The organism is Spirosoma radiotolerans (assembly GCF_000974425.1).
Classification (GTDB): Bacteria; Bacteroidota; Bacteroidia; order Cytophagales; family Spirosomataceae; genus Spirosoma; species Spirosoma radiotolerans.
In genome coordinates this window covers 553886-566397 of sequence record NZ_CP010429.1, presented here as the reverse complement: position 1 = coordinate 566397, position 12512 = coordinate 553886, and the positions used below count along the sequence as shown (strand labels likewise).

General features: G+C 49.5%; 8 protein-coding genes. 7 read left to right on the top strand and 1 reads right to left on the bottom strand.

The annotated features are described in order from the left end of the window. Positions 1 to 294 precede the first annotated feature (294 nt). The 3 genes from SD10_RS30420 to SD10_RS02240 all read left to right on the top strand — a co-directional run bounded on the left by SD10_RS30420 (position 295) and on the right by SD10_RS02240 (position 1704). Positions 295 to 348 carry a hypothetical protein gene (locus SD10_RS30420; protein ID WP_394330483.1) on the top strand — a complete coding sequence of 18 codons (54 nt, stop codon included), beginning with the start codon at positions 295 to 297 and terminating at the stop codon, positions 346 to 348. A 43-nt stretch (positions 349 to 391) separates the two neighbouring features. After that, positions 392 to 832: an SRPBCC domain-containing protein gene (locus SD10_RS02245; RefSeq protein WP_046375493.1), complete on the top strand. Its 441-nt coding sequence runs from the start codon at positions 392 to 394 to the stop codon at positions 830 to 832. A gap of 86 nt (positions 833 to 918) precedes the next feature. Beyond that, positions 919 to 1704: an SDR family NAD(P)-dependent oxidoreductase gene (locus tag SD10_RS02240; protein ID WP_046375492.1), complete on the top strand. Its 786-nt coding sequence runs from the start codon at positions 919 to 921 to the stop codon at positions 1702 to 1704. Between the two features lie 188 nt (positions 1705 to 1892). Here SD10_RS02240 and SD10_RS02235 read toward each other — a convergent pair whose 3' ends face one another. Beyond that, positions 1893 to 2915 carry a LacI family DNA-binding transcriptional regulator gene (locus tag SD10_RS02235; protein WP_046375491.1) on the bottom strand — a complete coding sequence of 341 codons (1023 nt, stop codon included), beginning with the start codon at positions 2913 to 2915 and terminating at the stop codon, positions 1893 to 1895. Between the two features lie 621 nt (positions 2916 to 3536). Here SD10_RS02235 and SD10_RS02230 point away from each other — a divergent pair. From SD10_RS02230 to SD10_RS02215, 4 genes are all read left to right on the top strand, one after another. Then, complete coding sequence (locus tag SD10_RS02230) at positions 3537 to 6788, top strand: SusC/RagA family TonB-linked outer membrane protein (RefSeq protein ID WP_082111487.1); 3252 nt, start codon at positions 3537 to 3539, stop codon at positions 6786 to 6788. 14 nt (positions 6789 to 6802) lie between these two features. After that, positions 6803 to 8617 (top strand): RagB/SusD family nutrient uptake outer membrane protein, encoded by a 1815-nt coding sequence (locus SD10_RS02225; RefSeq protein WP_046375490.1) that lies wholly within the window; start codon positions 6803 to 6805, stop codon positions 8615 to 8617. Between the two features lie 169 nt (positions 8618 to 8786). After that, positions 8787 to 9875, top strand: coding sequence for an endo-1,4-beta-xylanase (locus SD10_RS02220; RefSeq protein ID WP_046375489.1), 1089 nt, complete (start codon positions 8787 to 8789; stop codon positions 9873 to 9875). A gap of 115 nt (positions 9876 to 9990) precedes the next feature. Next, positions 9991 to 12498 carry a glycosyl hydrolase 115 family protein gene (locus SD10_RS02215; protein ID WP_046375488.1) on the top strand — a complete coding sequence of 836 codons (2508 nt, stop codon included), beginning with the start codon at positions 9991 to 9993 and terminating at the stop codon, positions 12496 to 12498. The last annotated feature ends 14 nt before the right edge of the window (positions 12499 to 12512 follow it).

The window sequence follows — 12512 nt, the reverse complement described above, 5'->3', positions numbered from 1 at the left end:
TTTTTAGCCAAAACTACAGTGCATAGTTGGCTAAATCAACCCGGCAGAATGTCTATTTTACACCCTACTACTACGAGATTAAGACTGTACGTTTGTATTGTCCATTCGATACGTACCTGACAAGTGAAATAGAAAAACGTAATGGAAAAACAAGTCATTTTGATCACCGGAACTGTGCGAACGGTTGTCGATTCCGCTACCGGCAATTGTGCCGAACTGACCAATAAATCAGGGGAACGAATAAGACAATAACTTCTTGAGTGCCTTCTGTATCGAGTCCAAACCAATCAGGCCATGCTGTATGAAGTAAAAGATGGCCTGATTAGTATGGAGCAGTTCTTTTATTAGAAAATCGGTTTGCGACTCCCAAGCCACTTTACTGCTAAACAAAATGAACGAACCAGATTACTCAGCTAAACTGACCGTGGATGCAGCACCGCATCAGGTCTTCGAACACATCAGGAACGTTAGCGCTTGGTGGACAGATGATTTGACGGGCAGTTCCCAAAAGCTAACCGATGAATTTACCGTGCATTTTGACGATATTCATGTGTCCACCCAAAAAGTAGTGGAGCTTGTTCCCGATCAAAAAATGGTGTGGCTTGTCACGGACAGCAGGCTCACGTTTGTCGAACACGAACACGAGTGGACGAACACCAGAATCAGTTTTGAACTGTCTGTTCTTGGCCATAAAACCCAGCTTCAGTTTACCCACTTCGGGCTGGTTCCCAGCAATCAATGTTATAACGGCTGCAGCAAAGGTTGGGACTATTACGTCAAAGGAAGTTTATTCAAGCTACTAACAGAAGGAAAAGGAACGCCCGGTTTATAGCGCCAATCCTAACAGCCTCCTCGTATGTATTTCAGCAGTACTACCTCATTCACCTTTCATGGGATGAGCTTACCACCTTATTGTCTATGAAAAACCTAGCAGGAAAAAAAGTAGTGGTCATTGGCGGGAGCCGTGGCACGGGTCTAGCCATCGTTAAGGCCCTACTTCAGGAAACGGCCGATGTGCTGGTGGTAGGTAGAGACCCCAAATCGCTGTCTGACCTGGTCAGTGCATTACCGACCGTACGTACCCTACAGGCCGATATAACAGATGCGGCCACCATCGAGACTGTCTTTAACGACGCGCCCGATGTGGTCGTTCTGGCAGCGGGTGCCCCTCCGCCAACCAAACCCGTCTATGCCTTAGACTGGGAGACCTTTAGCACCAATTGGCATACCGATGTAAAAGCATCGTATCTGCTTACACACTATGCCCTCACGATGCCCGTTAAGGCGGGTACGACGATCCTGTTCCTTTCCAGTGGAGCGGCCATTGGCGGCTCTCCTATTTCTGGCGGTTATGCAGGTGCCAAGCGAATGCAACTGTTTCTGGCCAATTACGCACAGGACGCATCGAATCGCCTGGCACTTGGGCTGCGCTTCCTGACGCTGGTACCCTGGCGCCTGATGAAAGATACCAGTACCGGCGACGCCGTTGTACCCAAATATGCGGCTTATCTGGGTGTTTCTGAAGACGATTTTGTCGCTCGGATGACGTTGGCCCAAACGAAAGAAGATGTGGCTGAAGCTGTTGTGACAGTCGCCAGTCAATGGCCCGCGCCGGAAGAAGGCAATGTATTCATCGTTTCGGGAAATGGCCTGGTCGCCGAAGCGAACGTACAGAGTCTGCTATCCTTCTGGGGAAACCGTTGACCACTACCGTACCTAAAAATGAATGATGATTTGACAGGAGACAACAGTCTCATTGCCTAGTATAGTCAGTAGGTTACAGATCACTTTGTTGACAACCATTTAGTCGTACATAAAGCGGTCACCGTTGTTCTGGCTATAAAATGCACTAGGGTCGTACCGATGATAACCGTCTCCTTAAAGAGGGCGGATTAGCTGTATCGTTGCGACGAACCTCTGACAATCAATTCGTAATTCAATAGAATCGTATTAGTTGTACTCAATCGTAATAAGCCGGTCAGGTGATTAATTAAGCTTTGCGCTGCTATTTCGCCCATCTCCTGGCCGGGATAGTGAATGGTTGTCAGGCCTGGGTCGATGACTAGTGAAACGGGATCATCGTTGAATCCCACAACTGCAAGATCATTCGGAATAGAGAAGCCACTTTGCTTTAAGGCACCCATGCAGGTGACGGCGCAAAAGTCACTGGCGATGAAAAGACCATCGGGTGGATTAGGCATGCTCTTGATGTATTCAGCGATGTCAAGACCATCCTGACGGGTTAAATTATTGGCCCGTTCGAGTTCCCTTCCTCCCGGCAAGCCATGGTCAAGCAAAGCCAGTCTGTAGCCCTTGAGCCGGTCGGCATACACATTCCGCTTGAGGCTACCCGACACATGCATAATCCGCCTACAGCCCTGCTCTATCAGATGATTGGTAGCATCGTAGCCAGCTTTCAGGTTGTCAATGACAATGCTGGTGCAGTAATTCTGAGTCATTACCCGATCAAATAGAATCAGGGGAATCCCTTTTTTGAAAAAAGTACTGAAGTGATCGAGGTTCTCGGTGTCGGATGCCAACGAAACCAGCAACCCATCTACCCGGCTATCGAACATGGTTTTTGCATTCGCTACTTCCTTTCTTATCGACTCAAGCGACTGGCTGATAATCAGGTTGTAGTTGCCTTCATTAGCTACTTTCTCCATGCCCGATAATACCGTTGACATAAAGGCGCTATCGAGTCGGGGTACAATCACACCAATCGTATTCGTCCGTTGCCGACGCAGGTTACTGGCAAACATATTGGAGCGATACCCCAGCTCCAGGGCCTTACTGGTAATAATAGCTTTCGTGTTATGATTAATGGCCGGGTGGTCATTTAAAGCCCGGCTCACCGTTGCCGGGGAGAGTTGCAACTGTTTGGCTATATCATAAATGGTAATATCCTTCTGCATGGTGGAATGGTGGCTCCTTGTGAACGGGAAAAATACGTTTTAAACTACTAAGAGTTAATGCAATCGATTGATTTTATTTACCTCAATGCCAAAATCCTTCCTGCTCATACATATATCGATCAACATTTAACGACAAATCAATCTTAAAAATGGCTTAAAATAATAAATATCCTCCACAATAATACTGAATTAATGCATAAATTAAATTATACTTTACTATGATTAAATTGTTATGCAACCGATTGCTTTATACATTTAATAAATAGAACTTTACAACTGATTTAGTCAGTGCAATCCTTATTTGTCAGTCAACTAGTCCCCTAAACTACTTCTCAAGCATGTATACACTCTTCTTCGTCAACCTGTTAAGCGGATAGCTTACCTCTTCAACGTTCGCTTCGCATTCCGATACTACAGCTCCAGTAAAGATGAAAAAGATCAAAGAAGGAGATGTGTCAGTACATGTGAAGTCAAGCAAATCAACCAGCACCTGTAGCCCTGACCCAGGATTAATGGCCCCGCCATAAACCACTGTGCTACTTCGGGCGCCGTTCCCTCTGATCGGGGGACGTTTTCTCAGTGTTATTGCTAATCGATGAAACTAATAAATTCAGCAACCTTATGCACTCTATTGTACTGAACCGCAACCTTTGGGTCAGGCTAATGAAACTGTCAGGCATTCAAATCGTGCTTGCCCTTGTTCTATCCTACGCAGGCTTTGCCTTTGACGGCCCAGCGAAGGCTTTCAGCCAAATCAATACGAAAACCAGCGTAGATAAACAACTAACGGGCCGGGTTACGGCTGAAAATGGGGAGGGTTTACCGGGGGTCAATATTCAACTAAAATCTACTCAGCGCGGGACAACTACGGACGTGAACGGTAACTACAAACTTACCATTCCCGACGAAGCGGGGGCAGTACTTGTCTTTTCCTCCATCGGCTTTACTACGCAAGAGGTGACGGTAGGCGCTCGGTCTGTCATCAATATTACGCTGGCTACGGATGACAAGACCCTGAGCGAAGTGGTCGTTGTCGGGTACGGTACGCAACGCAAACGCGATGTGACGGGGGCAGTAGCTTCGGTCAATGAAGCTACCCTGAAAGAGGTACCTGCACCGAACATAGTGAATCAGTTAAAAGGCCGGGCCGCCGGGGTTACTATTACCAGCAATGGTTCTACGCCGGGTTCGCAGGGGCAAATTAGAATTCGGGGAAACCGGACGCTCACCAACACGACCACGCCCGGCGTGGCCGATGCCCTGGATGGCCCGCTGGTGGTGGTGGATGGAATACCCTACAATGGCCTCAACGACCTAAACCCCGACGACATCGCCAATATCGAAATTCTGAAAGACGCATCGGCTACGGCCATCTACGGTTCGCGGGGAGCGGGTGGGGTACTTCTGGTTACCACAAAGCGTGGAAAAACCGGCAAACCTGTCATTAGCTACGATGGCTATCAGAGTGTTACGTCCATCATGGGCAAATACAACGTTATGAACGGCCAGGAGTATGCGCAGTTTAAAGCAGATGCTACCACGTACAACCGGGCGGCCCCCGGCACGACGGCTTACCCCTTGACCCAGGCGGAGAAAGACGCGCTGGCCGCTGGCGTTTCGACGGATTGGCAGGATCTGATATACCGGAAAGGGTACACGACCAACCACCAGTTGGGTGTGCAGGGTGGTACTGAGACGACGACGTATGGCATGAATATTGGCTATTTCCGGGAACAGGGGATTATCCCCAACCAAAACTTTAGCCGCTTCAACATCCGGGCAACCATCGATCAGCGAATAAGCAGCCGGATAAAAGTTGGTCTGAATACCCTGAATACGCTGACCTACACGAATTCGCCCGGCGGTGGTGGTGTTCCGTCGGGTTTGGTACGGTTGACCCCGCTGGCTTCGCCTTATAATACGGATGGAAGCTTGAATCTGACCCCTGCTATTGGCTCTATCGATGCCGCCACGATTACCCCCCTGACGCTGATCACCAAAAGTAGCTCTATACTGGCCCAGTCCAGAAATCTCCGAACCTTTAATAGTATCTACGCCGAGGTAAATATCATCGACGGTTTGCGGTATCGATTCAATGCCGGATTAAACTATAGCCAGGGGGCGGGTAATAACTACGGTGGTCCGCTGACCTACGTAAACACAGCTACGGTGCAGTCGTCATCCAACGCCAGTATCAATAATACGGAAACCTGGAATTACGACTTACAACATTTGCTGTACTACGACAAAACCATTGCCCAGAAGCACAGGATCGGCTTTACGGGCTTGTTTGAAGTCGTGAAAGACCATTCGATGGGTAGTAATTTTAGCATAACCGGCGTTCCTGCTGATTACATTGCCAGTTCCAATTTCGGGCTGGCCAGTGGCACACCCGTTGCCGACCCGACGTTGCAATCCTTTACCGAGCAAGGGCTGATTTCCTACATGGGTCGGGTAAACTATAGCTATGCCGATAAGTACCTGCTTACGCTCACAGTACGGCGCGATGGATCGTCTACGCTGTCGCCAGGGAATCAATATTTTAATTACCCCGCCATTGGTCTGGGATGGAACATCGCTGAGGAAGGGTTCATTAAGAACATCCAGGCCATTACTAACCTGAAACTGAGAGGTGGTTTTGGTATATCGGGTAACCGAAACGTGAGCCCATATTCCACCTTAGGCGCTTTAACCGCAGGCTATTATAATTTCGGGCTGGGCACTGCTGGCCAGCAACTGGCCTACACAGTTACCAGTTTGCCCGCTACCAATCTGGGATGGCAATCGACGGCACAGTTAGATCTTGGTATTGATTTTGGCTTGTTCAGCAACCGGTTAACGGGTAGCATCGACTATTACCATCAAAAAACGAAAGACATCCTGCTGTCTGTACCGCTGCCAGCCAGTAACGGGGCTGGGTCTACCTTGAAAAACTTGGGAAAAACAGAAGGACAGGGCATGGAGATTTCAATAACCGGCGATATTATTCGGAATCCAAAAGGGTTTAACTGGAGTGCAGACGTGGTTTTCTTTTTCAACCGGGAAAAAATTACCCAGCTCACCACACCCGACGAGCAATCCAACATCGGGGCGGGCTGGTTTGTAGGACAACCCCTAAGTGTTATTTACGACTACAAAAAAATTGGCATCTGGCAGACGGCCGATAAAGAAAATGGTACGCTGGCCAAACAAACGTCGCCGGTTCAGTATCCAGGTCAAATCCGGATAGAAGACATTAATGGCGATGGAAAAATCGACCCAAATGACCGCCAGATTCTGGGTAATTTCCAGCCCAAGTGGGAAGGTGGCATAACCAACCGGTTCAGTTATAAAGGGTTCGACCTGTCGATTGTTACGTTTGCCCGCATGGGTATGAAGGTGGTGGTGCCATATCTCACCGGCAACTCGGGTGGTGCTGGCGGTTTCCCCTTCTTCAATCAGGGTCGGGTAAATCAGGTGAAAACCGATTACTGGACCGAAACCAACCCAACGAATGCCTTCCCTGCACCAGATGCGGGTAACTCGGTCGCCTATTTTGCCTCAACGCTCGGGTACTACGACGGCTCATTTGTTAAGATTAGAAGTATCAACCTGGGGTATACGTTCGCCAGTCAGCTGGTCAAAAAAATCGGGTTTAGTTCAGCCCGGATTTATCTCAACGCAACGAATCCGCTTATTCTGTATTCGCCCTTGGTTCACGACCACCTGGCTATTGACCCGGAGGGGAATGGCTACGCCGGTAATGCTGGAGACAACGGAGCAACGGTAACTACGGGAGCCGGTAGTGCAGGCACGCCAGCCCGTGCGATTGTTGTCAACATGAATAATCCGCCCGTGCGGCAATTCACCCTTGGCGTAAATCTTAAATTCTAATTGTCATCACGATCATGAAAAAAATAAAGGTTGGGTTCATTCTCGGGCTGATCGCTTTATCTGGCACTGGCTGCGAAAAATTACTGGAAGAGCATCCACAATCACAGGTTGTTCCTAGTTATTTCAATAGTCCGGCTGGTGTATTGGGAGGCATTGCCGGTGTGTATAACGACATCCGGTCGGATTGGGGTACCGAAGGGTTCACCGTAGAGATGCAGGCAGGCACCGACGAGTTTGTGCAGGGAGCCAGCTCAGGGGGCGGGCCCGCCTACACCTACAATGGGCTTAACGGGAGTAATTTCGGGGCAGCCTGGGGCGTAGCTTTTCAGGATATCAACACCATAAATGGCGTGCTGCAATACGGTCAAACGGTTGATTTACCGGATGCGACCCGTAAACAATATCTGGCACAGGCCAAGTTTTTACGCGGCTTCTGGTACTTTTATCTGGTGCAGACCTTCGGCGATGTTCCGTTGCATACGACCTTCATTACGGTTCCGTCTCAGGCCGATTCACGCCAACCGGCGGCTCAGGTGTATGAACAGATCATTAAAGATCTGACCGAAGCCGCTGCCGATTTGCCCAATCAGCCAACGGCTCCGTTTCTGGGTAAGGCGGCCACTAAGTCTGTAGCCCAGTTGCTGTTGGCCAAAGTGTATCTGACCCGTGGCTGGCTGAACAATACGGCGGCTGATTTTACACAGGCGGCTGCTATTTGCGACGCTATTATCGCCAATAAAGCAACCTATGGCCTCGATTTATGGCAGGATTACGGCGATGCCTTTGTACCGGCCAACGACTACGGTAAAGAAACAATGTTCGTCAGCGATCACGTGCTCGACCCCAAATATGGTTACTACACGGTGGGGGGCGCTGCGGGTGGAGGAGCCGCTCAAAACCTGACCCCCTGGCTGACCAACTGGAATTATCCAAACAACAGTGGTGTCAACTCCATCAAGAATGCGTCAGGCGTGCTAATCAACAGCGGCACATCGGGCATGATCCGCGATTCGCAGTATGGACGCCCCTACGTGCGGATGCGGCCCAACAGCGACAAACTGAAAAGTGGCGATAATGCCGGGAAGAGTTATTTCCTGGACCAGGCTTTCGTCAAACGGGATGTAGACTCGCGCTATGCTAATTCGTTCTATACGGTTTATATCGCCAATACGTCCGTAACAAATCCGGCTAATGCCGCTAACAACCAGCGGGGTATTAGTTATACGACGGTTGTGGGTGCTGACACCGCTGTCTGGTTACCCGATTTTGAAGTAGCCGGTGCCCCCCAATTTATCGGCACCCGGCCCTTCAAAGGAATTGTGGTACCACCCAGCCTGTGGAATAATGGCATATTCCCGGCGCTGAAAAAATTCATGGACCCCAGCCGGGGCGCTAACTTCAACGACCCATCGACCCGGCCCGTCGTTTTATACCGCTTCTCGGATGTGTACATGACCGGAGCCGAAGCCTACTTTAAAGCGGGCGATGCAACAAAGGCAGCCGCTTTAATCAACGTCGTTCGGCAACGGGCAGCTTATCGAAAAACCAACACGGCGGCTCAGAATGCCGCAGCAGTAACTGCCATGACCATTACGCCGGCTGACGTAACCGTAGATTTCATCCTGGATGAGCGGAGCCGCGAATTTTTCGGTGAATGGCAGCGCTGGAATGACCTGGTACGTACCCGTTCGCTGGTTCGGCGCGTGAAAGCCTGGAATCAGGAGGCCGCTCCCTATGTGCAGGATTTTAATATGCTGAGACCCATTCCCCAAACGCAGATCGATCGGGTGGTTGATGGACCTAAATTTCCGCAGAACACTGGTTATTAAGGCAATTTTTGTCATGCTTCGTAACGAAGCATCTTAGTGTACCCCTACTTATGTGTTAGGATATACTAAGACGCTTCGTAACGAAGCATCGCAAAACTGTCATCTCCTACTTGTTTTCAGAAGAGCAAGACCGTTTTACTTAAATCTGAGCCACCTACGCTGATTACTTATGAAAAAATTAACCGGATTCGCTGTTCTCATAGGCAGCTTTACTGTCCTGGGGGCAACCTTGCGGCCCGTCAATCCGCTGGCTCAGCCGACCTTAAAAGAAGCCTATAAAAACTATTTCCCAATTGGCGTAGCCGTCAATCCGCGCATGGTGCAGCCCGGCCCGGATGCTGAATTGATTAAAGCCCAGTTCAGCAGCATGACACCCGAAAATGCCATGAAAATGGGGCCGATTCACCCTGAAGAGAACCGCTACTACTGGAAAGATGCTGACGCTATCGCCGATTTTGCCCAGCAGAACAAGATAAAATTACGGGGTCATACGCTTTGCTGGCATAACCAAACGCCCCGCTGGTTTTTTACCGATTCGACAGGCAAAACTGTGAGCCGGGACGTACTGTTGGCTCGCTTGAAACGGCACATTACCGATGTCATGAGCCGGTATAAAGGGAAGATTTACGCCTGGGATGTCGTGAACGAAGCGGTTCCAGATACCGGGAAGAGTATTTACCGCAAATCGAAATTTTACGAAATCATTGGCGAAGACTACATCGAAAAGGCGTTCCAGTATGCGCACGAAGCTGATCCCTCCGCGCAACTGTTTTATAACGACTACAACACTGAAAACGCATCGAAGCGGGACCGTATCTATCAGATGCTGAAGAAACTAACCGATAAGGGTGTTCCCATCAACGGCATAGGCTTGCAGGGGCACTGGTCGATCTACGAACCCACTGCTCAGGAAATGGATGAGTCGATTAACAAATTTGCCAGCCTGGGCCTGAAAGTCCAAATCACCGAGCTCGATCTATCGGTGTATCCCAAAGAACACGAACGGCGGGCGAAGAAGGCAACCGATAAAAGTGAATTTACACCCGAGATGAATGACCGACAGGCGGCCCAGTACAAAATGCTCTTCGAGGTATTTCGCAAACACCGCAACCAGGTCACGGGGGTCACGTTCTGGAACCTCTCCGACCGCTACTCCTGGCTCGACAATTTTCCCGTTCCTGACCGCAAGGATTATCCGTTGCTGTTCGATCAGAACGGCCAGCCTAAGAAAGCGTTTAACGGTGTTGTGAACTTCTAGGTAACAGCCGTACCCGCAGTATCCTCGGCCTGTGTCCTCACAGGCCGAGGATTCATGCTTGTACCCATGGGTACAAGCTGATCCACGAATACAACGATACAAATTCAACGGAAAGATGAGAGTAAATCTGATTGTTGCCTTATTTATATTCACTTTCTCCGTGCCGGGTCGGGCTCAGGGTATCGTTACCAACCACTCGTCGTTTGCGGTTACTACGGCGGTGATCTATGTAGATGATCATGAATCTGAACTCGTAAAAACAGTCGCAACGCTCCTCCAGCAGGACATTGAACAGGTAACCGGGAAAAAGATACCCATTGTTGCGGAGATCAATCAGGTCCGTAGAAACGTCATTGTGATCGGCACCCTACAGCAATCGGCCTTTATCAAGCAACTGGTTTCTCGAAAGAAAATAAACGCGAGCACAATCAGTGGAAAATGGGAAGCCTCGTTCACACAAACCATCCGTAACCCGGCTCCGGGTATAGCCCATGCGCTTATCGTTGCCGGTAATGATCGGCGGGGGGCAGCTTATGGTGTATTTGAAGTATCGAAACAAGCTGGCGTTTCCCCCTGGTATTGGTGGGCCGACGTACCCGTGGTCAAGCGAAAAGAAATTTACATTAACGAGAACATCACCCTGACCGATGCGCCGAAAGTAAAATATCGTGGCTTATTTATTAATGACGAAGCCCCGGCGCTTTCCGGTTGGAGCAAAGAGAAGTTTGGTGGCTTCAACCACAAATTCTATGCGAAGTTTTTCGAACTGATTCTCCGCCTGAAAGGCAATTACGCCTGGCCCGCTATGTGGGGCAATGCCTTTTATGCGGACGACTCGCTAAACATCAAGGTAGCGGATAAATATGGTATTGTCATTGGCACGTCGCACCACGAACCTCTGATGCGAGCACACGACGAATGGCGACGAGTGAGTGGTGGCCAATGGAATTATGAAACCAACAAAGAAAAGCTGCAACAATTCTGGCGGGACGGCATCAAAAGAGCCACCAATGAAAAAATTGTGAGTGTAGGCATGCGCGGGGATGGCGATGCGCCGATGTCGAGAGAAACAGCCACGGCACTGCTGGAACAAATCGTGACCGACCAGCGAACCATCATCAGCGACGTAACGGGCAAACCGGCAACCGAAACTCCACAATTATGGGCGTTGTACAAAGAGGTACAGGACTACTACGACAAAGGAATGCGGGTACCGGACGACGTGACCCTGTTGCTTTCCGACGATAACTGGGGCAACCTCCGCAAACTTCCCCGGCTGACTGAAAAGCCGCGAAAAGGAGGATATGGAATCTATTATCACTTTGATTACGTTGGTGGCCCACGCAATTATAAATGGATAAATACCAACCCATTGCCCCGCATCTGGGAGCAAATGCACTTAGCCTGGGCGTACAAGGTACGAACCATCTGGATTGTCAACGTAGGCGACATCAAACCGATGGAATTTCCAATTTCCTTTTTTCTGGACTATGCCTGGAATCCCGAAAAGATCGACGCTGATGACCTCGGCAGCTACACCGAAAACTGGGCAGCTGCCCAATTCGCGAAACCGTATGCCAAAGACATTGCCACATTGCTGGCCAAATACGGCAAATACAATTCCCGACGAAAGCCCGAATTGCTCGACGCCAATACTTACAGCCTCCATACGGGCGAATGGAAAACAGTAGTTACCGAGTATACGGACCTTCTCAAAAAAGCAGAGGCCATCAACAACGTATTACCCACGGAGGATAAGGACGCTTATTTTCAACTGGTTCTGCATCCGATAAAAGCCTGTGCTAATCTGTATTCGATGTATTACTACGTAGCCCTGAACAAAGATGCCTACCAGCACAAGTGGAAAGAAACGAATCTATATGCCGACAAAGTAAACGAGCTATACGTCAACGATTCGTTGATCACCCGGCAATACCATCAACTGAATAGCGGCAAGTGGAATCACCTGATGGACCAGACGCACATCGGCTATACGTACTGGCAACAGCCGGAGCGGCAAAAAATGCCCGCCGTCCATTACCTGCCCACCGATTCGACGGTAGCGCATGAGGCTATTCCCGTTCAGCAGGCCAAACGAGGAATTTCTATTGACGCCGATCATTTCTCTAAAGCCGTGAATACCGGCGGCATCACCTGGAAAGTTTTACCGGATCATGGCAGAACCGGATCGGCCATTACTCCTTTCCCCGTGACGGCCGACGCGCAGAAGCCAGGCGGCAATTCGCCCCATTTACAGTACGATATCGTCACGGCTAGTGAGGGTGAGTTCACGATCAACGCCTATTTCTCACCCACGTTGAATCTGTTCAGAGATGAAAATGGGCTGCAATATGCCATGTCGGTAGATGATGAAACTCCGCAAATCATCAGCCTCAACAAAGAAGATAAAACCAGCGACAAAGGCATCTGGAATAAATGGGTATCGGAGAATATTATTATCAAATCCACAACCCATAAAATCATCAAATCAGGAAAGCATACCGTAAAATTCTGGATGGTAAATTCCGGCGTTGTTTTGCAGAAGCTGGTACTCGACTTTGGTAGCACCGAGCAAAGTTATCTTGGCCCCCAAGAAACCTCTGGGCGAATTTCCAGCAATTAATACACAAGTAAATT

Coding starts and splice junctions, on each gene's coding strand:
- SD10_RS02215 (WP_046375488.1), top strand. CDS start 9,991: ATGAGAGTAAATCTGATTGTTGCCTTATTTATATTCACTTTCTCCGTG.
- SD10_RS02230 (WP_082111487.1), top strand. CDS start 3,537: ATGCACTCTATTGTACTGAACCGCAACCTTTGGGTCAGGCTAATGAAA.
- SD10_RS02245 (WP_046375493.1), top strand. CDS start 392: ATGAACGAACCAGATTACTCAGCTAAACTGACCGTGGATGCAGCACCG.
- SD10_RS02240 (WP_046375492.1), top strand. CDS start 919: ATGAAAAACCTAGCAGGAAAAAAAGTAGTGGTCATTGGCGGGAGCCGT.
- SD10_RS02220 (WP_046375489.1), top strand. CDS start 8,787: ATGAAAAAATTAACCGGATTCGCTGTTCTCATAGGCAGCTTTACTGTC.
- SD10_RS02225 (WP_046375490.1), top strand. CDS start 6,803: ATGAAAAAAATAAAGGTTGGGTTCATTCTCGGGCTGATCGCTTTATCT.
- SD10_RS02235 (WP_046375491.1), bottom strand. CDS start 2,915: ATGCAGAAGGATATTACCATTTATGATATAGCCAAACAGTTGCAACTC.